The sequence below is a fragment of the Halorussus gelatinilyticus genome (genome assembly GCF_023238445.1).
Taxonomy (GTDB): domain Archaea; phylum Halobacteriota; class Halobacteria; order Halobacteriales; family Haladaptataceae; genus Halorussus; species Halorussus gelatinilyticus.
In genome coordinates this window covers 2854369-2878813 of record NZ_CP096658.1, presented here as the reverse complement: position 1 = coordinate 2878813, position 24445 = coordinate 2854369, and the positions used below count along the sequence as shown (strand labels likewise).

General features: G+C 68.5%; 21 protein-coding genes and 1 pseudogene. 13 read left to right on the top strand and 9 right to left on the bottom strand.

Going from position 1 to position 24445, the window contains the following annotated elements:
* Nucleotides 1-611: 611 nt before the first annotated feature.
* The 3 genes from M0R88_RS14765 to M0R88_RS14755 all read right to left on the bottom strand — a co-directional run bounded on the left by M0R88_RS14765 (nt 612) and on the right by M0R88_RS14755 (nt 5363).
* Complete coding sequence (locus M0R88_RS14765; protein WP_248654259.1) at nt 612-1778, bottom strand: hypothetical protein; 1167 nt, start codon at nt 1776-1778, stop codon at nt 612-614.
* An 86-nt stretch (nt 1779-1864) separates the two neighbouring features.
* Nucleotides 1865-4615, bottom strand: a complete 2751-nt coding sequence (locus M0R88_RS14760) for a COG1361 S-layer family protein (RefSeq protein WP_248654258.1) — start codon at nt 4613-4615, stop codon at nt 1865-1867.
* Between the two features lie 76 nt (nt 4616-4691).
* Nucleotides 4692-5363: a cupredoxin domain-containing protein gene (locus M0R88_RS14755; protein ID WP_248654257.1), complete on the bottom strand. Its 672-nt coding sequence runs from the start codon at nt 5361-5363 to the stop codon at nt 4692-4694.
* A gap of 412 nt (nt 5364-5775) precedes the next feature.
* Here M0R88_RS14755 and M0R88_RS14750 point away from each other — a divergent pair, with 412 nt between their 5' ends.
* The 4 genes from M0R88_RS14750 to M0R88_RS14735 all read left to right on the top strand — a co-directional run bounded on the left by M0R88_RS14750 (nt 5776) and on the right by M0R88_RS14735 (nt 11063).
* On the top strand, nt 5776-6558 hold the full coding sequence (locus tag M0R88_RS14750; RefSeq protein WP_248654256.1) for a sugar phosphate isomerase/epimerase family protein: 783 nt from the start codon (nt 5776-5778) through the stop codon (nt 6556-6558).
* 379 nt (nt 6559-6937) lie between these two features.
* Nucleotides 6938-7918, top strand: coding sequence for a carbohydrate kinase family protein (locus M0R88_RS14745; protein ID WP_248654255.1), 981 nt, complete (start codon nt 6938-6940; stop codon nt 7916-7918).
* A gap of 196 nt (nt 7919-8114) precedes the next feature.
* A complete protein-coding gene (locus M0R88_RS14740; RefSeq protein ID WP_248654254.1) occupies nt 8115-9656 on the top strand; it encodes an alpha,alpha-trehalose-phosphate synthase (UDP-forming) in 1542 nt (513 codons plus the stop codon).
* A 51-nt stretch (nt 9657-9707) separates the two neighbouring features.
* The gene (locus M0R88_RS14735; protein ID WP_248654253.1) at nt 9708-11063 is read left to right on the top strand and encodes an MFS transporter; all 1356 of its coding nucleotides are present in this window, start codon (nt 9708-9710) and stop codon (nt 11061-11063) included.
* Nucleotides 11064-11197: 134 nt separating this feature from the next.
* Here M0R88_RS14735 and M0R88_RS14730 read toward each other — a convergent pair whose 3' ends face one another.
* Complete coding sequence (locus M0R88_RS14730; RefSeq protein WP_248654252.1) at nt 11198-12208, bottom strand: hypothetical protein; 1011 nt, start codon at nt 12206-12208, stop codon at nt 11198-11200.
* A gap of 145 nt (nt 12209-12353) precedes the next feature.
* On the opposite strand from M0R88_RS14730, the pseudogene M0R88_RS14725 reads away from it, so the two are divergent.
* The 4 genes and pseudogenes from M0R88_RS14725 (at nt 12354) to M0R88_RS14710 (ending at nt 14767) form a co-directional block, all read left to right on the top strand.
* Nucleotides 12354-12829 (top strand): annotated as a pseudogene (locus M0R88_RS14725) (YbaK/EbsC family protein).
* Between the two features lie 56 nt (nt 12830-12885).
* Nucleotides 12886-13320 carry a DUF4149 domain-containing protein gene (locus M0R88_RS14720; protein WP_248654251.1) on the top strand — a complete coding sequence of 145 codons (435 nt, stop codon included), beginning with the start codon at nt 12886-12888 and terminating at the stop codon, nt 13318-13320.
* A gap of 14 nt (nt 13321-13334) precedes the next feature.
* Nucleotides 13335-13766, top strand: coding sequence for a GIY-YIG nuclease family protein (locus M0R88_RS14715; RefSeq protein ID WP_248654250.1), 432 nt, complete (start codon nt 13335-13337; stop codon nt 13764-13766).
* A gap of 110 nt (nt 13767-13876) precedes the next feature.
* Nucleotides 13877-14767 carry a mechanosensitive ion channel family protein gene (locus tag M0R88_RS14710; protein ID WP_248654249.1) on the top strand — a complete coding sequence of 297 codons (891 nt, stop codon included), beginning with the start codon at nt 13877-13879 and terminating at the stop codon, nt 14765-14767.
* 22 nt (nt 14768-14789) lie between these two features.
* Here M0R88_RS14710 and M0R88_RS14705 read toward each other — a convergent pair whose 3' ends face one another.
* Nucleotides 14790-14963 carry a hypothetical protein gene (locus tag M0R88_RS14705; protein WP_248654248.1) on the bottom strand — a complete coding sequence of 58 codons (174 nt, stop codon included), beginning with the start codon at nt 14961-14963 and terminating at the stop codon, nt 14790-14792.
* Between the two features lie 148 nt (nt 14964-15111).
* Between M0R88_RS14705 and M0R88_RS14700 the strand changes: the two genes are divergently transcribed.
* On the top strand, nt 15112-15327 hold the full coding sequence (locus M0R88_RS14700; RefSeq protein WP_248654247.1) for a YgaP family membrane protein: 216 nt from the start codon (nt 15112-15114) through the stop codon (nt 15325-15327).
* Nucleotides 15328-15352: 25 nt separating this feature from the next.
* Here the strand turns inward: M0R88_RS14700 and M0R88_RS14695 are convergent, their stop codons facing one another.
* Nucleotides 15353-16834: a sensor histidine kinase gene (locus M0R88_RS14695; protein ID WP_248654246.1), complete on the bottom strand. Its 1482-nt coding sequence runs from the start codon at nt 16832-16834 to the stop codon at nt 15353-15355.
* A gap of 79 nt (nt 16835-16913) precedes the next feature.
* Nucleotides 16914-18476, bottom strand: coding sequence for a phosphoenolpyruvate carboxykinase (ATP) (locus M0R88_RS14690; protein WP_248654245.1), 1563 nt, complete (start codon nt 18474-18476; stop codon nt 16914-16916).
* Between the two features lie 218 nt (nt 18477-18694).
* Between M0R88_RS14690 and M0R88_RS14685 the strand changes: the two genes are divergently transcribed.
* Together M0R88_RS14685 and M0R88_RS14680 are read left to right on the top strand one after the other, a co-directional pair.
* Nucleotides 18695-20806 carry an acetate--CoA ligase family protein gene (locus M0R88_RS14685; RefSeq protein ID WP_248654244.1) on the top strand — a complete coding sequence of 704 codons (2112 nt, stop codon included), beginning with the start codon at nt 18695-18697 and terminating at the stop codon, nt 20804-20806.
* Nucleotides 20803-21927 (top strand): phosphotransacetylase family protein, encoded by a 1125-nt coding sequence (locus M0R88_RS14680; RefSeq protein ID WP_248654243.1) that lies wholly within the window; start codon nt 20803-20805, stop codon nt 21925-21927. Before M0R88_RS14685 ends, M0R88_RS14680 begins: the two co-directional genes overlap by 4 nt.
* Before the next feature lie 13 nt (nt 21928-21940).
* On the opposite strand, the gene M0R88_RS14675 is transcribed toward M0R88_RS14680, so the two are convergent.
* On the bottom strand, nt 21941-22996 hold the full coding sequence (locus M0R88_RS14675; protein WP_248654242.1) for an NAD(P)-dependent alcohol dehydrogenase: 1056 nt from the start codon (nt 22994-22996) through the stop codon (nt 21941-21943).
* Between the two features lie 121 nt (nt 22997-23117).
* On the opposite strand from M0R88_RS14675, the gene M0R88_RS14670 reads away from it, so the two are divergent.
* Complete coding sequence (locus M0R88_RS14670) at nt 23118-23660, top strand: GNAT family N-acetyltransferase (RefSeq protein ID WP_248654241.1); 543 nt, start codon at nt 23118-23120, stop codon at nt 23658-23660.
* A 1-nt stretch (nt 23661) separates the two neighbouring features.
* Here M0R88_RS14670 and M0R88_RS14665 read toward each other — a convergent pair whose 3' ends face one another.
* Nucleotides 23662-24036 (bottom strand): DUF7522 family protein, encoded by a 375-nt coding sequence (locus M0R88_RS14665; RefSeq protein ID WP_248654240.1) that lies wholly within the window; start codon nt 24034-24036, stop codon nt 23662-23664.
* A 120-nt stretch (nt 24037-24156) separates the two neighbouring features.
* On the opposite strand from M0R88_RS14665, the gene M0R88_RS14660 reads away from it, so the two are divergent.
* Complete coding sequence (locus tag M0R88_RS14660; protein ID WP_248654239.1) at nt 24157-24441, top strand: hypothetical protein; 285 nt, start codon at nt 24157-24159, stop codon at nt 24439-24441.
* The last annotated feature ends 4 nt before the right edge of the window (nt 24442-24445 follow it).

Sequence of the window (24445 nt, the reverse complement as noted above, 5' to 3'; positions counted from 1 at the left end):
TCAGTGTTCGACTGCCGATTCCCCCTACCCCGTCGTCGTCGTTCGTCAGGCCGTCGTCACCACGTCCTGATTCTCGCGGGTTTCACCTCGGAAAGTGGGGACGCCAGATGAGCGTATAAAGAGCGGAGACCGTTTTTCGCCGTCCCGGATAAGTATCGGCTAATACCGAAAGGACAGCCCTAACTAAACGCCCGAAACCTCGGATACTCACATAGGGAGAGAACATCTCGCCGCGGTGGCCGGGATAGGCCGAGAGTAGTATCGAAATTCGGTCACTCTCCGCTGAGAATCGGTCTCGGGGTCTCGGCGCGGTTCGGCGGCGACCAACGTCACAGAACGCAGTGTTACGCCGCTTTTCGCCGGGAGTGAATTCGGCGGAGCTGTCACCAGAAAAATTGTTAGCCGAGAGGTAGGTTAGGGTAACTCAACTGGAATGTCGAGTTTTCACGAGAAGAGGCGTTCGACGTCGTCGGGAGGTCACACGAGTTCGCTTATATGCGGTTATCCGCCGATTGTTACCGGGTGTGACGGTCCGACGCGAGTCAGTCGGTGGCTACCGTCGGTAATCGACCATAGCACGCTGACAAACCGTCGTTACTGCGCGGAGGCGCTTATGCGAACGGCCCGACCGGGGAGTCCGAGGGACGTCGGTGACGCCCGCCCGTCGCGTTCCGGGACCGATTCGCGCCTCGCGGCAGGATTCGCACGCGAACGCTGTCGCTCGATTCGCCGTCCTCGGCCTCGATGGTGTAGACGCCCGGTTCCACGCCCGCGGTGTCGAGTTCGACCTGCCAGACGCCGTCGGTGCCCCACGAGTCGGTCGCCGCGAGGTCGAAGGCGTCGGCGCTCGGCCCGGCGACCACCTCGACGAAGACGGTGTTGTCCTCGGGCCTCCGGTTCGTCAGCCCCCGGACGACCAGCGTGTCGCCGACCCGAATCGGCTCGGCCGGCCCCGTGGCGTTGTCCGGTGTCGGGGTGTTGCCCGATGCCGTGCTGTTGTTCGGTGCCGTGTCGTTGTCCGGTGCTGTGGCATTGCCCGATGTCGTGCGGTCGGCCGCCGACCCGTCGGCGGCCGACCGCGAGAACACGCGCTCGATGCTCGTCCGCGCGTCGGTGTAGACGAACTCCTCGGCCAGCAGGAGGTCGTCGCTCCCCGAGTCCTCGACGGTCTGGTCGTAGTAGAGTTCGACCACCTGCCGTTGGGTCCGCGAGACGACTCGGCCGCCAGACCTCCGGGTGAGCGTCTCGCGGAACGCCGCCTCGAAGTCCCCGAGGTCGGCCTCGGTCGCGTTCCCGACCTCGCCGTCGCCGACCCGCTCGTCCCGGCCGGCGGCGAGGACCGTCGCCACGATCCGGCCCTCGGCCAGCGGCGTCCCGTCGTCGGTGACGAGCGGGAGGTCGTCCTCCTCGAAGGTGCCGTCGTCGTCCACGCTGACCGTCTCGGTGACGACTCGACCCCGGCGGTCGAACAGCGCGACCAGCACCTCGTCGGTCCCCGCGGCGGTTCCGCGGACCGCGACGCTCCCGTCCTCGACGGCGACCTGCCCCGCGATGTCCCGGAAGACCGTCGCGTCGAACGCCGGAGCGGTCCGGTTGTCAGTGGTATTCGCTCCGGTAGTGGTCCGCTGACCGTCGGCGACCGTCGCGGACTGGTGGCCCTCCGTCACTCGCCCGCCGGGTTCGGTAGTCGCTCCCGACGGCAGGGCGAGTACCGCGAGCAGTGCGACCCCGACCGCGAGCGCGGCCCGCGCGCGGCGTCGCCCGTTCCGGTCGGCCATCCGACTCGGCTATCGACGCGCCCGCGTAAGAAGTTCGCGGTGGTCTCGATTCGTCGCCGAGTCGATTCGCCGCCGCTTCGACTCTCTCACGGGAGCAGTCCCGCGATGGCCTCGTGCTTCCACCAGACCAGCGCGCCCAGCAGGACCACGGCCACGCCGAGACCGACCAGCGCCGGCGAGACGCCGCCTATCGGGAGGCCCAGTCCGCGGCGCTGGCGCTCGGTCACTTCTATCGGCACCCGGTAGGTGTCCGACAGCACCGTGTCGCCGCGCGCGTCCTCGTAGGTGAAATCGACCGAGACCGGGTAGACCTTCGGAATCGACCCGCCCGCGGCGGCGACCCGGAACTGCATCGTCGTGGACTCGCCGGCTTGGAGTCGGGAGACGAACGCCTCGTCGTTGTCGCTGGAGAGGGGGTCGCTGGCGAACAGTTTCGCCTCCACGTCCCGGAGCGTCTGGTTCGCGGTGTTCGTCACCCGGACCTCCACGACGTCCGCGCCGCCGACCGGAACCGACGCGTTGACGGGTTCGACCCGGAACTCGTCGCGCTCGGGCGCGACCGCGACCCGAGAGTCTATCGCGTCGCTGACCCGCAAATCGCCGTCGCGGTTGCGGTAGCTCACGCGGAACGACACCTGCCGCGGGCCGGGTTCGGCCTCGCCGTTCACGTCGATGGTGTACTCGAAGGGGACCGACTCGTTGGGTCCGAGGCGGCCGAGCGCGTACTCGGACTCGCGGGCGTCCAGATTCGGGTTGTTCGTGTTCAGGACGAGGACCGCGTTCGAGACGGCGCGCTGCCCTCGGTTCGTGACCTGCCCGGCGACGTTACCGGTCTCGCCGACCCGCAGGGTGCCGGTGACGTTCCCGACGCCGAAGGTCTGTTCCTCGCCGACCGCGACGCGGGCGTCGAGGCCCTCGCTGAGTCGCAGGTCGCCGTTGCGGTTCCGGTAGCGCACGAAGAACGTCGCCTGCCGGGAACCGGGGTCGGAGGCGTTGGGCACGTCCACGGTGAACTCGAAATCCGCGGCTTCGCCCGGTTGGAGGCGGCCGACCGCGACCTCCTGCTCGCGGGGGACCAGCCCGGAACTCCCGCCGTAGACGACCACCGCGTTCGAGACGGGCACGTCGGCCGTGTTGACGACGGTCCCCGAAATCGTCCCCGAGTCGGCGACCTGCAGGTCGGCGCTCACGTTCCGGACCGCGAAGGTGCGCTCGCCCCCGACCGACACCGCGGCGTCGAACGACTCGGAGTATCGAATCTCGTTGTCGGCGTTCCGGTACCGAATCCGGAACGAGACGGGCCTGACGCCGGGGTTCGACTCGTTGGGGACCGCCACCTCGAACTCGAAGTTCGCCGACTCGTTGGGCGCGAGGTCACCGACCGCGAACTCGCGCTCGATGGGTCGAAGCCCCGCGTCCTGCGTCTGGAGGACGACCACCGCGTCCGAGACGTTGGTCTCGCCCGTGTTGAGGACGGTCCCCGAGACGGTGCCCCTGTCGCCCGCCACGAGTCCGGTGGCGGTCGCGCCCACGTCGAAGGTCTGCTCGCGCGCGACGGCGACCTGTACGTCGAGTTGGTCGCTGGTGCGCTGCTCGCCCTCCGAGTTCCGATACTGGACCCGGACTGGGATGCGCCGCGGTCCGGCGTCGGTCGCGTTCGCGGTGTCGATGCGGAACGAGAAGTTGGCCGACTCGCCCGGCGCGAGGTTCCCCGCCGCGAACTCGGTCTCGCGCGGCCGGAAGTTGGTGTTCTCGCCCCCGACGACGACCACGGCGTTCGAGACGTTGGTCTCGCCCGTGTTGACGAGCCGGCCGCGGACGACCCCGGTCTCGCCGACTCGGAGGGTGCTGAAGACGTCTCTGACCGCGAAGGTCTGCTCGCCCCCGACCAAGACCCCGAACGTGAGCGGTCTGGAGCGCTCCCGGACGCCCCGCGGGTTGGTGTACGCGACCGAGGCGTCGGCGAGGTAGGTCCCCGGCGCGGTGTTCCCGCTCGCGCCGACCGAGACCGTGAACGTCTTCGTCTCGCCGGGCGCGATGCGCTCGAAGAAGACGCTGGTCTGCTGTTGAGGGTCGTCCGCTCCGCCGAAGTAGACCGAGGTGTTGGCGACCGACAACTGGACTCGCGCGTCGGTCGCCGGCGTGGTCCCCTCGTTCGTGACTTCGAGTCGGTAGGTCGTGGTGTCGCCCGCGGTTATCGGCGTCAGGTCCTGCGCCCGGACGTCGAACTGCGGCCGGTCCTCGACGACGATTTCGAAGTAGGCGGTCTGGGTTCGCTGACTGTCGCCGTACTCCGGCGCGCGGTTCGGCCCGTACCGCACGAAGTTGGTGTAGTCGTAGGTCACCTCGACCGGAATCTGATAGGTGCCCGGTTCGACCGACTCGGAAATCTCGACGTTGAAGCCGAACGGCCCCGAGACGCCCTCCGGGACGCTCCCGGCGAACACCTCGCCGGTCTCGACCTGCAACTCGCCCGCGAGTTCGTCGGGGAGGCGGTCCTCCCGGATGTCGAGTCGGACGTTCCGCGCGGTCGTGACGCGCTGTTCGAACTCGCTGGGACCGCCGCGGTCGAGGTCGCCGTTGTTCGAGACGAACACCTCGAAGATGGCCTGCTCGCCCGGCCCGAACCGGTTGTCGGTCGCCGAGAGTTCGATGTTCGGGCGACCGACGACGGTGCCCTCCTCTTGAGCGAGCGCCGGTTCGGCGGGAGCGTGCGCTGGCTCGGCGGGAGCGTGCGCTGGCTCGGCGGGAGCGTGCGCTGGTTCGGCGGGAGCGACTGCGGGGAGAGCGCCCGACGCGACCACCAGTCCGACCACCAGCAGGGCGGTGGTTCTCATGCCCTCGTCTCCGGGCCGGAGAACAATAACGCCACGCGGGGTCGTGGCCGCTTGAACCCCGGAAACGACCGCTTGACTACGTTCTGGTCGTCGTTTCTCCCTCGCCGCGGTTGCCGCGCGAGAAGAGGAACAGCGCGAACAGTAGCGGCGAGAGGAGCGCGAGCGCGATGGCGGTGAGAACCACCAGCGCGCCGAAGGGCAGAGAGGTCAGAAGCCCGCCACCGCCCTCGCCGCCCTCGAGTTGCCCGGTGACGTTCAGTTCGCCGACCATCGTGGTCGGGTGAATCGTACAGATGTACACCGCCATTTGCGGCGTCGCGGTGAACGTTACCGACGCCGTCGCGCCCTCTTCGGTGATGAGTTCGCTCTGGACGATGGTGTTCCCTTCGGCGTCCTGAATCGTCATGTTGTGGGGCGCGCCGTCGATATTCTCGAACCAGAACTCGTACTCTTGGCCCGCCTGCAACTCGATGGTCGGGTTCGTGTTGTCCTCGGCCCCTTCCCACCGAGGATGCCACGCCGTGACCTCGCCGCCGAACCGGTAGGTCTCGGTCTCTTGGGCCGCGGCGGAATCGCTCGCGGCGATACCGGCCGTCCCGGCGGCGGCCGCCGCTCCGCCCGCCCGCCGGACGAACCCGCGGCGGGTCACGCCCTCCTCGTCCTCGCTCGTCGGTTCGGTTTCGCTGGCTATCTCGCTCTCGGCAGACGCCGCCCGCTCGCTCTCGGCAGTCGAAGATTCCCCCATCATCTCCCTCTTCCCGTGTCTTCGCCGGGAATCCGTAAGAGTCCACGGGCCACTGGACACGTTCGGTCGTCGCAGTCAGTTTCGAGGCAGATAACTGTAGAATAACGCTCGAAAATCGATTTCATAATTTTAGGAAATCAAACATTTATTTGTTCTTAATCGACGAACGACGGGACGGCCAACTACCGGAGTGCGCTCGGCCGACCAACCGCCGGGACGCGCTCGACTGAACAATTATCGGGTGGGAGGAAGGGCCCGCCCGGTCGCGTCCACTTTAGTCGCTCAGCGACCTCGACCGGGCGGGGGCTTCAGAAGAGATCAACACTCCAGTTCTGCGGCTCACGTTCACAGTCAAATCAAGTCGAAGCGGTCCCGCGTCGATAACCACTAACTCCCTCGAAACCGTTCCTCCGCCGTGAACGCCAGCACCGGCTTCGTCACCCAAGTCGGGATGGACTACGAGACGGCCTTCGACGCGGCCGCGGAGTTGGACTTCGACTTCGTGGAACTGCTGATGGACGGCGACCACGAGCGCCGGCGACTCGACCCCGCGGCCGTGCGCGAGGCCGCCGGAGACCGCGACCTCGACCTGCTGGTTCATCTCCCGTTCGCGCTCGACGTGGGGTCGGCCTACGAACACGTCCGCGAGGGGGCGATTCGGGAACTCGTCGCGGCCAGCGAGACCGCGGCCGAGATGGGCGCGGAGAAGGGCGTCGCTCACGCCACCTCGAAGGCGTGGAGTCCCGCGTGGGACGACGCCGACGTCCGCGAGACGGTCCTCGAATCGGTCCGCGAGTTGGACGCCGGGACGCCCGACGACTTCGAGGTCTGTTTCGAGAACGTCCCGAACGGAGCCCTCTCGACCGGGAACTTCCCGGACCTCTTCGCCGACACCGAGGCCGCGATGACCCTCGACACGGGCCACGCCCGCGTTGACGGCTTGGACTCGACGGAGTTGGCGGAGTTCGCGGCCCGCTACGCCGACCGCATCTCGCACGTCCACCTCAACGACACGCGAAACGCGCAGGACGAACACCTGCCGTTCGGCGCGGGCACCATCGACTTCGAGGCGGTGCTGGGCGCGCTCCCCGACGACTGGTCGGGGACGCTCTCGCTGGAGGTGTTCACGCTGGAGTACGGCTACATCGGCGTGAGCAAGGAGTATCTGGACGACGTTCTGGGGCGCGTCGAGGGGTGAGAAAGCGGATTGGTCCGAGTCGGAGGAAGTGAAGCAGTCGAGCCGGGAAAAGTGGAGAGCTAAATCGGACGAAGTGAAGGAATCGAGGAAGCCGGCTACAGGCTTGAGCATCGGAGTTTACTGCACAGCACCGCGACTGCGACCGCATGGAACTGCAACCGCCGCCGCACCGCGCCCCGAACCTCCCCGCGTGCGTCTGCACTCGCGCAGAACTGCGCGAGTGCAGACGCGGCGCGTCCTGTGTTCGATGAAGACGCGGCGCATCCCGTGGTCTGTGAAGATGCGCGAAATCGAGGTCCCTCGAAATCCCCCGGTTCGCCGGGCGGCGACGCTTGCCACCGACGAATCCTTTTGGGCGCGCCGCCGAATGGTCGAACGCATGACCGACTCCGACCCCGAGATTCTGGTCGCCGGCGAAGCCCTCATCGACTTCCTGCCCGACGGTCCCGGCCCGCTCTCGGCCGTCGAGAACTTCTCGCGGCGCGCGGGCGGCGCGCCCGCCAACGTCGCGGTCGCGCTGGCGCGACTCGACGCCGTGCCGTGGTTCTGGACCCGCGTCGGCGAGGACCCCTTCGGCGACCACCTCGCGGCGACCCTCTCGTCGTTCGGCCTCCCCGACCGATTCGTCGAGCGCGACCCGGACGCCGAGACCGCGCTGGCGTTCGTCAGCCACGACGCCGACGCCGACCGCGCCTTCACCTTCTACCGCGACGGGACCGCCGACACGCGCGTCGAACCCGGAAGCGTGCCCGACGAGACGCTGGACGCGGCGTCGTGGGTTTACGTCGGCGGCGTGATGCTCGCGGCCGACCCCGGCAGGACCGCGACGCTCGACCTCGCGGAACGCGCGACCGAGCGCGACTGCACGGTGGTCTTCGACCCGAACGCCCGGCCGGAGTTGTGGGACTCCGACGAGCGATTCGCCGCGCAGGTCCGCGAGATGCTGACCCACGCCGACGTGGTGAAGGCGACGCCCGAGGACCTCGACGCGGCCGGGTTCGCCGGCGAGTCGCCCGAGGCCCTCGCCGAGGGCGTCACCGGCGAGGGACCGCACACCGTCCTGCTGACGCTCGGGGAGTCGGGGGCGTTCGCGCGCTCGACAGACGCGGCTCCGTGGGGCGCGGGCGCGGCCTCTCACGGCGGGTACGAGGTCGAGTCCGTCGAGGACACGACCGGCGCGGGCGACGCCTTCACCGCGGGCGCGCTCGCCGCGTTCGCCGGCGGCGCGGGCGACCCCGCCGAAATCTCGCTCTCGGACGTCCTCAGCTTCGCCAACGCGGTTGCGGCGGTCACGACCACCGCGCCGGGCGCGATGACGGCGCTGCCGACGCGCGAGCAAGTGCGGCGGTTCCGGGAGTGAGAACGCTCGGCAGTTCTGGGAGCGAGGACGCTCGACCGTTTCAGAAGTACGGAATCGACGGCGAAAACCGACCGACGTCTCGCGTCTCGCACCCAAAACGAAAAGGCGCTGTACGTCGTCAGTAGCTGTCCATGCGTTCATCGACCGAGGCGCGACCGACCTCGAACCCCCGACGCTCGACCTCCGGACGCTCGACATGACGGGCGACGAATCACCTGCCGAAGGGGCGACCGGCGGAGAATCGGCGGACGGACGCCCGACCGGCGGGGACGGAGACGGGTCGGCCCCGACCGAGGGTCTCCTCGTCGTCTCGAACCGGGAACCCTACAGCCACTCCTACGACGGCGACGAAATCGTCGTGGACCGACCCGTCGGCGGCCTCACCGCGGGACTGGACCCCGTGATGCAGCGCGCGTCCGGGACGTGGATAGCGTGGGGCGACGGCGACGCCGACCGCGAGGTCGTGGACGACGAGGACCGCATTCGCGTCCCGCCCGAGGACCCGTCGTACACCCTCAAGCGCATCTGGCTGGACGACGACGAGATAGAGGAGTACTACTACGGCTACAGCAATCAGGTGTTGTGGCCGCTCTGTCACAGCGACCGGGGGCGAGTGACGTACGAACCCCGATTCTGGCACCGCTACCGCGAGGTCAACGAGCGGTTCGCCGAGGCCGCGAGTCGGGAGGCGCGACCGGGGTCGCTGGTCTGGTTTCAGGACTACCACTTCGGCCTCGCGCCGAAGATGGTCCGGGACCGCCTCGGCGACGACGTGACGCTGGCGCACTTCTGGCACATCCCGTGGCCGACGTGGGACGACTTCCGGGTCTGTCCCCAGAGCGAGCAACTGATGGATGGACTGCTGGCGAACGACCTGCTCGGGTTCCACGTCGGGCGGTTCTGCGCACAGTTCCTCGAAGGCGTCGAGGCGTGCTTCGACGACGCCGTGGTGGACTGGGACTCGGGCGTCGTCCACAGGGGCGACTCGCCGACGCTCGTCAAACCCTTCCCGATGGGCGTGGACGCCGAGCGCATCGAGCGACTGGCGGGGAGCGAGCAGGCCGACGAGTTCTGGGACTCCTTCCGCGAGGAGCGGGGCATCGCCGACGACGCCGTCGTCGCCGTCGGCGTGGACCGCCTCGACTACACGAAGGGCATCCCCGAGCGCATCCGAGCCATCGAGTACTTCCTCGACGAGCATCCGGAGTACCGCGGCGAGTTCGTCTACGTCCAGAAGGCCAGCGAGAGCAGGAGCGAGATTCCGGCGTATCAGGAGATACAGCGGGAAGTCTCGGCGGTCGCCGAGCGCGTCAACGAGCGGTTCGGCACCGACGACTGGAAACCCGTCGTTAGCGTCACCGAGATGCTCCCCGCGGAGGCGCTATACGGTCTCTATCGCCACGCCGACCTCGCGCTGGTGAGTTCCGTCCGCGACGGGATGAACCTCGTCGCCGAGGAGTACGTCGCGGCCCAACTGGACAACGAGGGCGCGCTGGTCCTCTCGGACTTCGCCGGCGTGGACGAGACGCTTGGCGACTACGCCTACACCATCAACCCCTACGCCACCGAGGCGTTCGCCGAGACCATCCGCCGGACCATCACGGACTCGGCCACCGAGCGGCGCAACCGGATGCGCCAGATGCGCCAACTCGTGACCGCCTACGACTTGGACGCGTGGATGGACGACATCTTCGAGACCGTGGCGGAACTCCGGAGCGAGAGCGCCGACGTCGGCTGACCCCGCCCGAATTCACGGCTTTTACGTGCCGACGGTGTGTTTCCCGCGCCGATGGAACATCGCTGGCTCTACGCGTGGGGACTCGGGTCGGTCGCGCTCGGTGCGGCCTCGCTTCTCGTTCCGCTGTACGTCGTCGCGTTGGGCGGCGACCCCGTGGCGCTCGGTCTGCTCGCGGCGAGCGCGGCGCTACTGGGCACGCCGGGCGCGCTCCTCTGGGGCCGGGTCGCCGACCGGACCGCGAACCGCCGGGCGGTCGTCGTCTGGAGTCTGGTCGGGGTCGCGGCGTCGCTCGCGGCGATTCCGGTGGTCGAGTCGGTCACCGCGGTCCTCGCGCTCAACGCCCTGCTGTGGTTCGTCTCCGCCGCGGGCGGGCCGGTGTTGACCCTGCTGGTCGTGGCCGACGCGCCCGAGTCGGAGTGGTCGCGCCGCATCGCCGCGCTGAACACGTATCAGGGGTACGGCTGGGCGGGCGGTCTCGTCCTCGGCACCGTTTGGCTCGGCGTCCTCGCGCCCCGGTTCGCGTCGCCGCTCTCGGCGCGCCGGTGGCTGTTCGCGGTCTGTGGTGCGCTCGCGGCGGTCTCCGCGGTGGCGGCCGCGAGGTGGGTACCGACGGTCTCGGCGGCGGCCGCCGACTTGCCGAAGGGCGAGCGTCGGCGAATCGGGCGACTCCTCTCGCGGAGTCACCGGAACGCCAAGACGGCGACGTTCCCGTTCACGCCGAACCGACTCTACTGGACGACGCGGGGGATTCGACCCCGGCAACTACTGGCGCGGTTCTCGCCGCGCCTGACGGCGTACTTCCTCGCCGTCGCGCTGTTCTCGACGGGGTTCGCCGCGTTCTGGGCACCGCTCCCGGCGTACCTCTCGACCGCGGGCTACGGGGGCGACGCCACCTTCGGCCTCTACCTCGCCACGAGTCTCGCCTCGGCACTGTGCTACGGCGCGGTCGGGAAACTGAGCGACCGGTTCGACGCGCGGCTGTTCCAGAGCGGCGCGCTCGGCGTCAGGGCCGCCGCGTTCCCCGCGGTGGCGGTCGTCGGAACCGTCGCAGGCGTCGCCGGTCTGACCGCGAACGGCGGCGTCTTCGCGCTCCTCGGGGTGACGTGGGCTGTCATCGCCGTCACGGGGACCGGACTGGTGACGCGCCTCGCGCCCGCGACGGTCCGCGGGGAGGCGCTGGGCGTCCACGCCGCGCTGGTGGCCGCCTCGGGCGGCATCGGCGGCTTGCTGGGCGGCTGGACCGCCGACTTCGGCTATCACGTCGCGTTCGCCGTCGCAGGCGGACTGGTCGCGCTCGGCGCGGCCGTCGTGGTCGCGATCCGCGGCCTCTCGACGCCGGGGGATTCGGGGTCCGGAACCGACGCGAGCGCGGCGCAGTCGTCGGAAAGCGAGTCCGGGACGGACTGAGGCGGGTCGAGAGCGGATCGACACGAACCGAATCGGAGCGGTGGACCGGGACAGTGCGAACGCTCGACCGACCGATTAGCCCGCGACTGCGGGCGTCGAGTCCACGCCCGGCACCGACGAGGCCGGGGCCGGGGTCAGGTCTCGGTAGCGGTCGTCGTCCGGGTTTCGGCGGTCGTTGCCTCGTCTTCGGCGGTCGCGGTCCCCGCGGGCGTCGTCGTCCGATTCGAACCGGAGGCCTGCCGCACGGCGACGAGTTCCGTCGCCGTCTCGTTGATGCGGTAGCGCGCGGTGTACGACGGCACCAGCAGGCTCTCCACCATCACGACGTCGCCGTCCCGGTCGACGAAGTAGGCGAAGTTACAGGGGACGTCCACGAGAAAGCCGTCGTCGGTCTGCTCGACCACTTCGGGCAGACAGGAGACGAACGTCTCCGTCACGGTCGCGTTCGGCGCGTTCACCTCGTCCAGAATCTCGTTGTGCTTGCGGACCTCCTCGTAGGCCGCGGCGTACCGCAGGACGCTGCTCGCGTTCAGCGGGTCGGGTCGCTCCGGGAGCGGTCGCGGGAGGGCACCGCCGACGCGGAGCGCCGACCGGAGTCCGAGCAGTTCGGTGGACCCGTCATCGACGACGTACCGGGCGAAGTAGGGCGCGCCGTCGGCGATGCCGGTCGGCGTCCCGTTCCGTCCGAACTCGTAGGAGAACCCGCAGGCCACCTCGACCACGAATTGCCCGTCGCGCTCGGCGACCGAGGTCGAGCCACATCGCACGTCGATGCTCGTGATGTTCACGTCGGTCGTCTCCCGCAGAATCTCGTTGTACTTCCGTACCTCCTCGTACGCGGCGATATACCGGTCGGCGTTGCTCGCGTTCAGCGGGTCGGGTCGCTCCGGGAACTGTCGCGGCGACACCGCGTGGTCCGGAGTCGTCGGTCGCGTCGGAGTCCCGACGGTCGTCCCGCGGTCGGTCGCCGTCTCGTTCTCGGCCGTCGTCGTCTCCTGCGCCGCGGTCGTCTCCTGCGCCGCTGACGGGGCCGGATTCGGTGCGTCGGCCGCCGGTCCGATTTGCGCGCCGGCCACCGGTCCGCAGACGAGCGCCGCGACGAGAACCGCAGTCAGGAGGGTCGTCCGTCGGTTCGAGCGAATCACGGAGACCGAAACGGCCCCGGTCCACTTTGTTATGACACCGCCGTCGCTCCGAAATCCGGCGTTACCGACCGCACCGCCAGCGGCGCGAAGTCAGTTCCTGCGCCGACCCGGAGATATTTGAACCGTGGCATCACAACCCACGGGCATGCACGACCGAGCCGAGGAGTTCGCCGACAGAGCCAGCCGCGAGTACGGATTCGAAGTGGACGTGCAGGAGTTCCCCGAAGGGACCAAGACCGCCGCGGACGCCGCCGACGCCGTCGGTTGCGACGTGGCCCAGATTGCGAGCAGCATCGCCATGCGGGCCGACGACCGACTCGTCGTGGTCGTGACCAGGGCGCGAACCGGGTCAGCGAGGCGAAACTCGCCGACCTCCTCGGACTCGCGGAGGGCGACGTGGAGATGGCAGACGCGGGCGAAATCAAGGCCGCACTCGGGTGGTCAATCGGCGGCGTGCCGCCGTTCTGCCACGACGCCGACGTGCCGGTCTACTTGGACGAGACGCTGACCGAGTTCGAGACGGTGTGGGCCGCCGCGGGCACGCCGGAGGCGGTCTTCCCCATCGACCCCGAGACGCTCCGGGAGTTGTCCGACGCGGAGGTCGCGGACGTGGCGGAGTGAGCGTCCCGGGCTCTGCGTCCGAACCCTTGATTTTCCGGGCGTCCCAAGCGCCGGACATGAGCCTCCTCGAAACCGCGCTCGCGACCCTACTGGACGCCAGTCTCGGCGTCTGGCTCGGGAGCATCGTCTTCTTCTCGCTCGTCGGCGCGCCGACGACGTTCGACGTGCTGGGCGACGACGCCGGGCGAGTCGTCAACGCCATCTTCCCGAAGTACTACTCGTTCGGCGCGATTCTGGGCCTCGTCGCGGTCGCCGCGGCGCTGGTCGTCGGCGTCGGCCCCTACGACGGCGTCCTGCTGGCGGCGCTCCCGCTGGTCGGCGTGGCGCTCAACCTCTACGCGCGGCAGGTCCTCATCCCGAAGATGGACCGCGCTGGCGACGACGGGTTCGCGAAGTACCACAAGCAGTCGGTCGCGCTGAACGGCGCGACGATATTCGCCGTCGCGGCCGGACTGGTCGTCTCGCACCTTCAAGTGGCCCTATATTTCTAAAGAAACGAAATACGATGCCGAAAGGAACCTACACGTTGCTCGTAGAACTCGCCGACGACGCCGCCGTCGCGTTCGGCGCGGCGGGCGAGCGCGACCTCGCGGCCGGGTGGTACGCCTACACCGGGAGCGCGTTCGGGACCGGCGGGTTCGCCCGCGTCGAGCGCCACCGCGAACTCGCCCGCGGAGAGCGCGACGCCCGACACTGGCACGTCGATTACCTGCTCGGCCACCCGGCGAGTCGGGTCGCGGAGGTGGTGACGACCGCGGGCGCGGACGTGGAGTGCGAGGTCAGTCGGGGAATCGAGACCGACGACGCGGCCGAGTCGGTCGCGGGTCTCGGCGCGTCAGACTGTGACTGCGACTCGCACCTGAAGTTCGCTCCGGAGCGCAAGAGGTTGGAACAGGTGGTCCGTCGGGCACACGCCGCCGGCGCCGACGACCGGTAGGCCATCCGGGACGAACGCCCCGGTCCGTCCAGCGGAGCCGCGGTCCGCCGAACGGCCGCATCCGCCCCGGCGATTATCCCTCGGGCGAACATATCAGCGGTGACGGACCGATGCAACTGGACCCGCTCCAAGACCCCGTCGATACGCCGGAGGAGGCCTACCGCGAGGTGCTGCTCCCGTTCGGGAAGTTCGCGCTCGCGTTCCTCGTCGTCTACCTCGTCGGTCGGTTCATCGTCGAACCCGCCGCCAACCGCATCGTGCGACAGCGGAACCCGAACAACCCGACGATTCTGGACGCCTTCCGTCGCTACCTGCGACTGGCGGTGGTCGTCGTCGGGGTCGCCTTCGGGATGGCGGCGGGCGGGTACGGGCAGGTGCTGACGAACTCGACGCTCATCGTCGCCGCGGCGACGCTCGCCATCGGCGTCGCGGGCCAGGAGGTCATCGGGGCGCTCATCAGCGGCCTGTTCCTGGTCGTCAACCCGAACTTCAACGTCGGCGACTGGATAGCGTGGGGCGACCGGGAGGGCGTCGTCGAGGCCATCAGTTTCCGCACGACGCGCGTCCGGACCGAGAACAACGAGACCGTCACGGTGCCGAACACGGAACTGACGACGAGTACCATCGTGAGCCAGTACGGCCGCACGGAGTTCCGCGTCTCGGAGGAGATCGGCATCGCGTACGACGACGACGTCGAGGAGGCCATGTCGCTGCTCGCGGAGGCGGCGACCTCTCACGCCGCGGTGATGTCCGACCCCGAACCGCGCGTCTACTTCTCGGAGTTCGGCGACGACGAGTTGGTGCTCCACGTCCAGTTCTGGATTCGGAACCCGACGCGCAAGGACATCCTGCGCGTCCGCTCGGAGTTCTCGCTCGCGGTCAAGTCGCGGTTCGAGGCCGCCGGAATCACTATCAGTCCGGCGTCCGAGCGCGAACTGAGCGGGGACCTCCGGGTCGAGCAGTCCGCGGCCGGCGGTGCCGACTCCGCCGACGAGCGGTAGACCGGCGGGACCCCGCCGGCACTCACGCCGAAAGGGTCCACAACCGACTGAGCGCGACCCAACACGTGACAACGCCCGCGCCGGGGACGGCGTACTGAATCGTCCCGGTTCCGTCCAGATACAGGACCCCGGCGGTGAACAGACCCACGCCCGCGGTCAGCACCGCGACCCACACGGGCCACTCTTTAGCAGACATGTCCGGGCGTTCGGACGGGCGGTACAAGTGTGTCTACCGAATCGCTGACAGCTCCTCGCCGGGACGGGGCTACTCGGCCACCGTCGAAACGAACTCCGCCGCCCGATTCCGGCGTACCGTTAACTGGCTCCGGTTCGCAGTGACGGCCATGGCACTCCCGAAGAACGTCGGCGGACGCGACAGAATCGCTCGCGCGGTCCTCGGGGTGGCATCGCTCGCGCTGGCGGGCGGTGCCGTCCTCCTCGGTTACGGCGGCATCGGCGTCCTCGCGCTCGTCGCTGGCGCGGGGTTCCTGTTCAACGCCGCCACGCGGTTCTGCGGCGTCAACGCGCTGTTGGGCATCGACACCTGCTCGCGGCGGTGACCACGGCGGTTCGACCCGCCGGGAGTCAGGGGTCGCTCTCGCTGGCGAACTCCATGCCGGTTATCTCGAAGCGGGCACCGCCGTCCTCGCTCTCCGTCACCGCGCAGTCCCACCCGTTGGACTCGGCCAATCGCTCGACGACAGCGAGTCCGAGTCCGATACCGTTGTCGTCGGTGGTGTATCCCGCGTCGAAGACGCGACCGGTTCCCTCGTCGGATATCCCCGACCCGTCGTCCGCGACGTACAACCCCGACGGGAGGTCGCCGACTCGAACGGTCACCTCCTCCCCGCCGTGTTCGACCGCGTTCCCGAACAGGTTTTCGAGGAGGTGGCGGACGTGAAGCGGATCGGTCTCGACCACGCGGTCGGTCTCGACGACGAGTTCGGCGTCGTCGCCCGTCACGGCCGACCACGCTTCGCCCACGATGCCCCGCAACTCGACCCGTTCACGGTCGGTATCCGCATCCGACCCTCGCGCGATGGCGAGTATCACGTCGACGAGTCGCTCGATGCGGTCGAGGGCAGTAGCCACCTCTTCGGCGGCGTCCGGGTCGCCGTCGGCGGCCCGGCGGTGATAGAGTTGCGCGATGTGCAACGGGTTACGGAGTTCGTGGGCGACCATACTGGCGAACGACTCGAGTCGGTCGTTCCGACGCTCGCGTTCGAGTTCGTAGCTCACCCACTTGCTGAGGAGGTTGACGAACGTCACATCCCAGTCCGAGAACTCCGGGGTCTTCCCCTCCATGTCGTAGAAGCAGAACGTCCCGTAAACTTCGCCCTCGACGGACACGGGTACACCGAGATAGCAGGCGATACCCCACTCGGCGTTCCCGGAGCGGTCGGCTAACTCGGGTGCGTCCACTTCGACGTCGTTCAGGACGAGGGTCTCTTCGTCGGTGACGACGCGCTCGCAGTTCGTGAACTCGAGCGGAACCGAGTCTCCCGCTCGGAGGTCCGCGTCCCTCGGAGCGGCGACCGCCTCGAAGACGTACTCGTCACCGTGGACGCGCGAAAGCGTCGCGTAGTCGGTCCCGACGGCCTCTCGAACGACGTTCAGGAGCGCGTCGATCTGTTCGGAGAACTCCCGGTCGTGGTCCGTGATGACCCCGTACGCGCGCTGGAGGGCCCGCTCGCGCTTCTGGAGTTTCTGCTCCCGTCGGACCCGGTCGGTGCTGTCGCGGAGTACCATCGAGAGTCCCGATTCCGACGGATAGGCGCGCACCTCGAACCAACGCTGGAGCGGTGCGTAGAACGTCTCGAAAGAGACCGTCTCTTGGGTGTCTATCGCCCGCTCGCACTCGGTCCGGAAGTCCTCCTCGACCGTTGCAGGGCACTCGTCCCAAATCACTTCGCCGAGGAGGTCCGACTCGGTTCGTTCGAGGACGCGCTCTGCCCCGTCGTTGAGATAGGTGAATCGCCACTCGTCGTCCAGCGCGAAAATCGCGTCGCCGATTCGGGCGAAGACCTCGGAGGTCGGAGCGTCGTTCGACCCCTCTCGGTCGGTCATGCAATACGGAAAGCCGGTCGAACATAAAGATGTACTCCTCCGAGCGACTTGCCCGACGGTAGGCGGTACGCCCCGCGAGTCAGTACACCGCGTCCTCGATGTCGTCGTCCAAGTCCGCGAACGTCCGGAGGTAGGTCCGGCGCTCGGTCCGGAGTTTCGCCAGTTTCTCGTCCAGATTTTCGACGTTGGCGGCGACGTCGTAGTCCGAGATGTTCAAGCCCGGCACCTCGCTCGGTACCGTCATGCCCGTCGCCTCGTCGTCGGTCCACTCGACCGTGCCGCGGGCGATTTCCCGGAGAATCGTCACCGACTCCTCGACGCCCACGTCGCGCCCGCCGAGGTTTCCGGTGTTGAGGACGAAACAGTCCACGTCGAGGTCGGCCACGAGGTCGCGGAACCGGTTGCCCTCCTCGCCCTTCGACCCGACGATGAACGGATTCGTGCCGACCACGCGGATGGACTCGCCCGCCTTCGAGGGGTCGCCCGCACTGGTCTGGACCGATTCGCCGAGCATGAACGCCGCGGCGGCCTCCTCGGGCGTCAACTTGGCGACCGGCGGCATGACCGGGTTGCGCGTGATGAAGAAAATCTGGTCCACGCCGTCCAAGTCTATGTCCTCGCCGGCCGAGGAGAGTTGCTCGCGCTCGATGACCGCCCGCCCGTTCGAGGTGTGGCGGTCGCTGTCGAAGTCCACCGCGCCGTCGTCGGCCACGTCCACGTTCTCCAGCACGGCCGACTCGTCGGTCACGGCGTCGTACATCGCGGGCTGTTCGTCGGCGTCGAGTCCGATGGTCTTGACGTAGAGCCCGCTGCCCTCGCTCCCGGCGATGGCTCCGTCCGGGCGGAGCGCGCACACGTCGTCCTGAAGCATCGTGGCCTCCTCGCCCGACTCCTCGTCGAGCCAGAGACCGTGGGCGGTCAGCGTGGACTTGCCGGCCGCGGAGAGACCGAGGAACGCCTGACCGACCGTCCGGAGGTCGCCCGACTCGTCGCGCAGGCGGACCCGCTTGCTCCCGGCGTGGAGTCCGAGGCCGCCCTGTTGCTTGGCGTAGTACATGAACAGCCGGAGGAACGACTTCTTGGCCTCGCCGGTGTAGTCGCTCCCGAGGACCGCGGTGACGCCCTCCTCGGGCAGGACGCGGATGGCGGTCTCGTCCCACTCCGGCACCTGCACGGTCACGAAGTCCGGGTCCGGGGCGGCGTCCGCGCCGTCGGCGGCCGCACCGTCCGCGCCGCTCTCCTCGCCAGCCTCGACCGGTTCGAAGAGCTTCGACCACGCCAGCGCGATGCGAGCGTACTCCTTCGAGACGAAGAGCCGACAGACGTACGAGTGGCCGGGGTGGCGACCCAACCGGCGGTCCACGCAGACCATCTCACGCTCGCTCGCGGCTTCCACGGCGTCCTCGACGTGCGCGTAGTCGGCCGGGCCGAACTCGTCGTCGACCGCGTTCTCGGTCCTGTCGGCGTTGCGCGACCGCTCGTCGCTGACGTACGACGGGGAACCGAACTCCGTGGTGGTTTCGAGGTGTGCGGAGAACTCGCGGAGTCGGTCCATCGACGGATCGTAGGTGACGTTGCCCGCTTCGACAGGGTCGGGGAGTGCTGTCTCCAACGACCGAACTGTCTTCCCGGATTCTGACATCGAGTGAAAACAGCGTACCCGGACGTATAATTATGCACCATTTACGCGCCCCTCGGGGCCTGTACTCCGGATTTTTGATTTCGGATGCGAGTAAATAATCGAGCTTTTCGGTCGGATGGCGACGATTGTGCGAGCGTAGGACGCGATTGTGCGACCCGATTCCCGGCGCTCCGAAACCGGACACTACTTTTAAGCGCGAATCGGGCCAAGTTTCGGGCGTGGACGAGAACACAGGCGGGTTGTCGGGACTGTTCGCGCCCGAGCGAGTCGCCGTAATCGGCGCGACCGAGAGCGACGGGTCCATCGGTCGAGCGATTACGCGGAACTTGCAGGACGACTTCGCGGGCGAGACGGTTCCGGTGAACCCCAACTACGACGACGTGCTGGGGTTGGACTGCTACCCCGACGTGGACTCCGTACCGGGCGAACTGCACCTCGCTATCGTCGTCGTGCCGCCCAAAATCGCGGTCGATGCGGTCCGGCAGTGCGGCGAGGCCGGCGTCCGGAACGTGGTGGTCATCACGGCCGGGTTCGGCGAGACCGGGAGCGAGGGCGCGAGCCGCGAGCAGGAACTGACCGAGGTCGCTCGACAGTACGACCTGAACCTCGTCGGTCCGAACAGCCTCGGCGTGATGAGTACGCCCTCGGGCCTGAACGCGACGTTCGGCCCCGAGAACGCGCTCGCCGGCTCCATCTCCTTCATGAGTCAGTCGGGCGCGTTCATCACCGCGGTCCTCGACTGGGCCAACGACGAGGGCATCGGCTTCAAGGACGTGGTCTCGCTCGGCAACAAGGCCGTGTTGGACGAGACCGACTTCGTGGACGCGTGGGGCGACGACCCCGACACCGACGTCATTCTGGGCTACTTGGAGGGCGTCGAGAACGGCGGGGAGTTCATCGACGCCGCGCGCGAGACGACCGACGACACGCCCATCGTGATGGTCAAGTCGGGTCGGACCGAGGCCGGAGCGCAGGCGGTCTCGTCGCACACCGGCACGCTCGCGGGGAGCGAGCAGGCCTACGAGGCCGGACTGGAGCAGGCCGGCGTCCTGCGCGTCGAGAACGTCCAAGAGCTGTTCGACTTCGCCCAGATTCTGTCCGGCCAGCCCGTCCCCGACTCCGACGACGTTGCCATCGTGACGAACGCCGGCGGTCCCGGCGTCATGACCACCGACGCGGTGGGCGACTCGAACCTCTCGCTGGCGTCGTTCACCGACGAGACTCTGGCCGAACTCTCGGAGGCGATGCCCGAGGAGGCGAACATCTACAACCCCATCGACGCCATCGGCGACGCCGACATCGAGCGGTTCGAGGAGGCGCTGGACATCGCGCTGGCCGACGAGAACGTCGGCTGTGCGGTGGTCCTCTCGGCCCCGACCGCGGTCATCGACTTCGACGACCTCGCCGAGGTCATCACCGACCTGCAGGCCGAACACGGCAAGCCGGTCGCCTCGGTGCTGATGGGCGGCGAGCGCACCGAGTCGGCCAAGGTGAAACTGCGCGAGGGCGGCATCCCGAACTACTTCGACCCGGCGCGCGCGGTCCGGAGCCTCGACGCGCTCTCGCGCTACCGGACCATCAGCCAGCGCGACTACGAGGCCCCCGAGCAGTTCGACGTGGACCGCGAGCGCGCCCGAGAGATTCTGGAGCGCGCCGACGAGCGCGGTGACAACCGCCTCGGCGTCGAAGCGATGGACCTGCTCGACGCCTACGGCATCCCGACGCCGGAGGGCACCATCGCCGAGGACCCCGAGGACGCGGTTTCGGCCGCCCAAGACATCGAGGGGAGCGTCGTGATGAAGATAGTCAGCCCCGACATCCTCCACAAGTCCGACATCGGCGGCGTGAAGGTCGGCGTCGAACCCGAAGACGTGTACGACGCCTACGAGGACCTCGTGACCCGCGCCCGGAACTACCAGCCCGACGCCGAGATTCTGGGCGTCCAAGTTCAGGAGATGGTGGACCTCGACTCGGGCACCGAGACCATCATCGGGATGAACCGCGACCCGCAGTTCGGTCCCCTGCTGCTGTTCGGACTCGGGGGCATCTTCGTGGAGATTCTGGAGGACACCGAGACCCGCGTCGCGCCAGTGAGCGAGCGCGAGGCAACCGAGATGGTCGAGGGGATTCGGTCCGCGCCGCTCCTCCGGGGCGCGCGCGGCCGGGACCCCGCCGACCGCGAGGCCATCGTCGAGAGCCTCCAGCGGCTCTCGCAACTCGTGACCGACTTCCCCGCGATTCTGGAACTCGACGTGAACCCCCTCGTCGCGGGACCCGACGGCGTGCAGGCCGTGGACGTGCGACTGACCGTGGACACCGACAAACTATGAAAACGATACTCGTCACCGCGACCGAAGAGAGCACAGGCAAGACCGCGGTCGCGCTCGCGCTGGCCAAGATAGCCGCCGAGCGCGGCCTGTCGGTCGGCTACATGAAACCCAAGGGGACCCGACTCCAGAGCAACGTCGGCAAGACGCTGGACGAGGACCCGATGCTCGCGCGCGAACTCCTCGATTTGGACGCCGAGATGCACGACCTCGAACCCGTGGTCTACTCGCCGACGTTTATCGAGCAGGCCATCCGGGGCCGCGAGGACCCCGACGAACTCCGCGAGCAGGTCCGCGAGAGCTTCGACAGTCTGGCCGAGGGCAAGGACCTGATGGTAATCGAGGGCGGCGGGAAACTCACCACCGGCGGCATCGTCGGCCTGACCGACGCCGACGTCGCCGACCTGCTCGACGCCGAGGTCCTGCTCCTCTCGAAGTACTCGCAGGCGGGCGACGTGGACGACGTGCTGGCCGCGGCCGAGGACGTGCGGGCCGGCGACGAGGACCGACTGCTCGGCGTCCTGTTCAACGCCGTGCAGGAGGGCAACTTCGACGGTCTCGAAACCGAGGTCGTCCCCTTCCTCGAAGGCCGGGGCATCCCCGTCCTCGGGGTGGTCCCCCGCGAGCAGGAACTGGCCGGCGTGACCGTGGACGGACTCGCCGAGGAGCTCTCGGCCGAGCAGTTGAACAGCGCGCCCGGCGACGCCTTCGTCGAGCGGTTTCTCGTCGGCGCGATGTCGGGCGATTCGGCGCTCCGACACCTCCGCCGGACGAAGGACGCCGCGCTCATCACCGGGGGCGACCGGCCGGACCTCCAGCGCGTCGCGCTGGAAGCGCCGGGCGTGAAGTGTCTCATCCTGACCGGCGGCTACCGGCCGCCGGGTGCGGTCGTCGGCAAGGCGGAAGAGAAGGGCGTGCCGGTCCTGCTGGTCCAGTCGGACACGCTGACGACCGTCGAGCGCGCCGAGGACATCGTGCGGAGCGGTCGCACGCGCGACGCCGAGACCGTCGAGACGATGCGGAACCTGCTCCACGACCACGCCGACGTGGAGGCCATCGTCGGCGACGCGGGGCCGACAGGAGACGAAGCATCGGCCGACGAAGACGGCGACGGTACCGAGTAGACGGCCCGGTCTGCTACGTCTCTATCGTCACCATCCCCTTCACGGTCTCGGGGTCCATCGCGCGCCGGAAAGCCTCGTCAACGTCGTCGAGGTCGGCCGCGAAGTCCACGATTCCGGCCGCGTCCACCTCGCCGTCCGCGAGTAGGTCGATGGCCGCCGGGTAGGTGTTCCGGTAGCGGAACGACCCGCGAACGTCGAGTTCGTTGTCCACGACGTCCAGCACGTCGAGCGGGACCTCGGCCTCGTCCGCGAGACCGACGAAGACCACCGTGCCCCCGCGCCGCACCGCGTCGAGCGACCCCGCGATGGCCGACTCCGCGCCGGAGGCCTCGACCACCACGTCTACGCCCGCATCGCCGTCGCCGCCTCGCCCCTCTCCGGCGGTGTGACGGGCGACCGCTTCGCCGAGGTCCTCATCGCGCGGGTCGATGGTCGCGTCCGCGCCGCGCTCCTCGGCCCGGCGGAGTTTCCCCTCCACCACGTCGGAGACGACGATTTCGGTCGCTCCGGCGGCGCGCGCGGCCTCCATCGCCAGCAGGCCGATGGGTCCCGCGCCGGTGATCAGCACGGAGTCGCCGACGCCGATTTCCCCGCGGCGCGCGACGTGGAGACCGACGCTGAGCGGTTCGCAGAGCGCGCCCTCCCGGACCGAGACCGACTCGGGGAGTCGGTAGGCGAAGTCTGCGGGCCACGCGACGTACTCGGCGAACGCGCCGTCGTCCGGCGGCGTCGCCATGAACGTCACGTCCGGGCAGAGGTTGTACTCGCCGCGCTTGCAGTGGGCACACCGGCGGCAGGGCACGCCGGGTTCGAGCGCCACGCGGTCGCCCGCCGCGAGGCCCGAGACCGCCTCGCCGACCGCGACCACCTCGCCCGCGCTCTCGTGACCCAATATCAGCGGGTCTTCGACCACGTAGTCGCCGATTCGACCGTGCTGGTAGTAGTGGAGGTCCGACCCGCAGATGCCGACCTCGCCGACCGCGACCAGCACCTCGTCGGGTGCCGGGTCGGGTCGCGGGCGCTCCTCGACCGCGAGCTCTCCCGGTTCGCTCAGGACTGCCGTGCGCATGGCTCGTCGTTCGTCGCGGAGGCCTAAAGCGATTCGTGCGCCGAGTCGGAATCTGCCTTCTGCGCCAACATCTACCACACTACCCCCGTCCATTATACTCCCTCCTCGAATACCGTCGAGTATGCCCGGCGCAGTGTTCCTCCGGGGCGAGTCCGTCACGCTCCGAACCATCGAGGAGGACGACATCGAGTTCATGCGCGACACCATCAACGACCCCGCGGTCCGGGAGGGGCTGACGACCGCCTCCCCCATCAACGCCGAACAGGAACGCGAGTACTTCGAGGAGCAGATTTCGAATCAAGAGGACGTGAACCTCGCGGTCTGTGCCGACGGCGAAATAACCGGGGTCATCGGACTTCACGACCTGAACCAGCGGGCGGGCCACTGCGAAGTCGGCCTGTGGCTCGCCCCGGAGTACCACGGCGAGGGGTACGGCACCGAGGCGTCGCGGCTGTTGACCGACTTCGCGTTCCGCGAACTCCGGATGCACCGCGTGATGGCGCGCGTCCTCGCCACCAATCCGGCGTCCGCGCGCATCTGGGAGAAGTTGGGCTTCGAGGAGGAGGGCCTCCACCGTGACGAGACGTTCACCGACGGCGAGTACGTCGATATTCGGTACTTCGGCGTGCTGGAGGAGGAGTGGGACGAGGGCTTCGGTGAGTAACCTACCCCAGCGCGTCTCGACCCGCTTCGAGCGCGGGCGAGACGTTCGTCACGTCGCCGTCCATCTCGACGAAGACGGTCGGTACGTCGTACTCCAGAACGACGACGTTGACGCCGTCCTCGAACACTTCGACCGAGGCGGTGTACTCGCCGAGCGGTTCGTGGAGTTCGCTTTTCCGGTCGCTGTGTAGCTTTTCGAGCGCCACGTCGTCTACGACGTCGCCAATTTGGTCGGCCGAGTAGCCGTCCAGCGCCGCCTCCGAGGCGTAGGCGACGGCGTAGTCTCGTTCGCGGAACTCGCCGTAGAAGACACCGCGCAGGCCGTCGCCGACGGCATCCTGAAGTGCCGCAACCAATCGCTCGATTTCCGAATCCATCTATCGGCGGCTTCGGAGTCGCTGATTATGTTTCTTCTGTCCGTCGTATCACACGTCTTACTCGCCCGCGACGCGGGCACCGGCGGGTTATTTAGTTCGGGAGCGAAAACCCGGGAGCGAATGGTAGTCGAACGAATACTTGCGCTGGCGACGATGCTCGTCCTCGCGGGGACGTTTCCGCTGGCGGTCGTCGCGGCCCGCGGGTTCCGCGGCGCGCCGTTCGGGTCGGTGTTGCGTCCGCTCCCGGTCATCCTGCTCGCGTACGTCGCGCTGAACGCGAACGTGGCCCTCGGGGTGTCCGTCCCGCCCGTCTACGACCTCGTGGCGTCGGCGGTGGCGACGGTCGCCGCGTTGGTCGGGGCGGCGAACGTCCTCGTCCTGCTCACCGAGCGGAGGAAGTTATGAACGC

Bases quoted from the DNA above. Each gene is read 5' to 3' on its own strand.
- M0R88_RS14765 (WP_248654259.1), bottom strand. From the start codon at position 1,778: ATGGCCGACCGGAACGGGCGACGCCGCGCGCGGGCCGCGCTCGCGGTC.
- M0R88_RS14760 (WP_248654258.1), bottom strand. From the start codon at position 4,615: ATGAGAACCACCGCCCTGCTGGTGGTCGGACTGGTGGTCGCGTCGGGC.
- M0R88_RS14755 (WP_248654257.1), bottom strand. From the start codon at position 5,363: ATGATGGGGGAATCTTCGACTGCCGAGAGCGAGCGGGCGGCGTCTGCC.
- M0R88_RS14745 (WP_248654255.1), top strand. From the start codon at position 6,938: ATGACCGACTCCGACCCCGAGATTCTGGTCGCCGGCGAAGCCCTCATC.
- M0R88_RS14740 (WP_248654254.1), top strand. From the start codon at position 8,115: ATGACGGGCGACGAATCACCTGCCGAAGGGGCGACCGGCGGAGAATCG.
- M0R88_RS14735 (WP_248654253.1), top strand. From the start codon at position 9,708: ATGGAACATCGCTGGCTCTACGCGTGGGGACTCGGGTCGGTCGCGCTC.
- M0R88_RS14720 (WP_248654251.1), top strand. From the start codon at position 12,886: ATGAGCCTCCTCGAAACCGCGCTCGCGACCCTACTGGACGCCAGTCTC.
- M0R88_RS14715 (WP_248654250.1), top strand. From the start codon at position 13,335: ATGCCGAAAGGAACCTACACGTTGCTCGTAGAACTCGCCGACGACGCC.
- M0R88_RS14710 (WP_248654249.1), top strand. From the start codon at position 13,877: ATGCAACTGGACCCGCTCCAAGACCCCGTCGATACGCCGGAGGAGGCC.
- M0R88_RS14705 (WP_248654248.1), bottom strand. From the start codon at position 14,963: ATGTCTGCTAAAGAGTGGCCCGTGTGGGTCGCGGTGCTGACCGCGGGC.
- M0R88_RS14700 (WP_248654247.1), top strand. From the start codon at position 15,112: ATGGCACTCCCGAAGAACGTCGGCGGACGCGACAGAATCGCTCGCGCG.
- M0R88_RS14695 (WP_248654246.1), bottom strand. From the start codon at position 16,834: ATGACCGACCGAGAGGGGTCGAACGACGCTCCGACCTCCGAGGTCTTC.
- M0R88_RS14690 (WP_248654245.1), bottom strand. From the start codon at position 18,476: ATGTCAGAATCCGGGAAGACAGTTCGGTCGTTGGAGACAGCACTCCCC.
- M0R88_RS14680 (WP_248654243.1), top strand. From the start codon at position 20,803: ATGAAAACGATACTCGTCACCGCGACCGAAGAGAGCACAGGCAAGACC.
- M0R88_RS14675 (WP_248654242.1), bottom strand. From the start codon at position 22,996: ATGCGCACGGCAGTCCTGAGCGAACCGGGAGAGCTCGCGGTCGAGGAG.
- M0R88_RS14670 (WP_248654241.1), top strand. From the start codon at position 23,118: ATGCCCGGCGCAGTGTTCCTCCGGGGCGAGTCCGTCACGCTCCGAACC.
- M0R88_RS14665 (WP_248654240.1), bottom strand. From the start codon at position 24,036: ATGGATTCGGAAATCGAGCGATTGGTTGCGGCACTTCAGGATGCCGTC.
- M0R88_RS14660 (WP_248654239.1), top strand. From the start codon at position 24,157: ATGGTAGTCGAACGAATACTTGCGCTGGCGACGATGCTCGTCCTCGCG.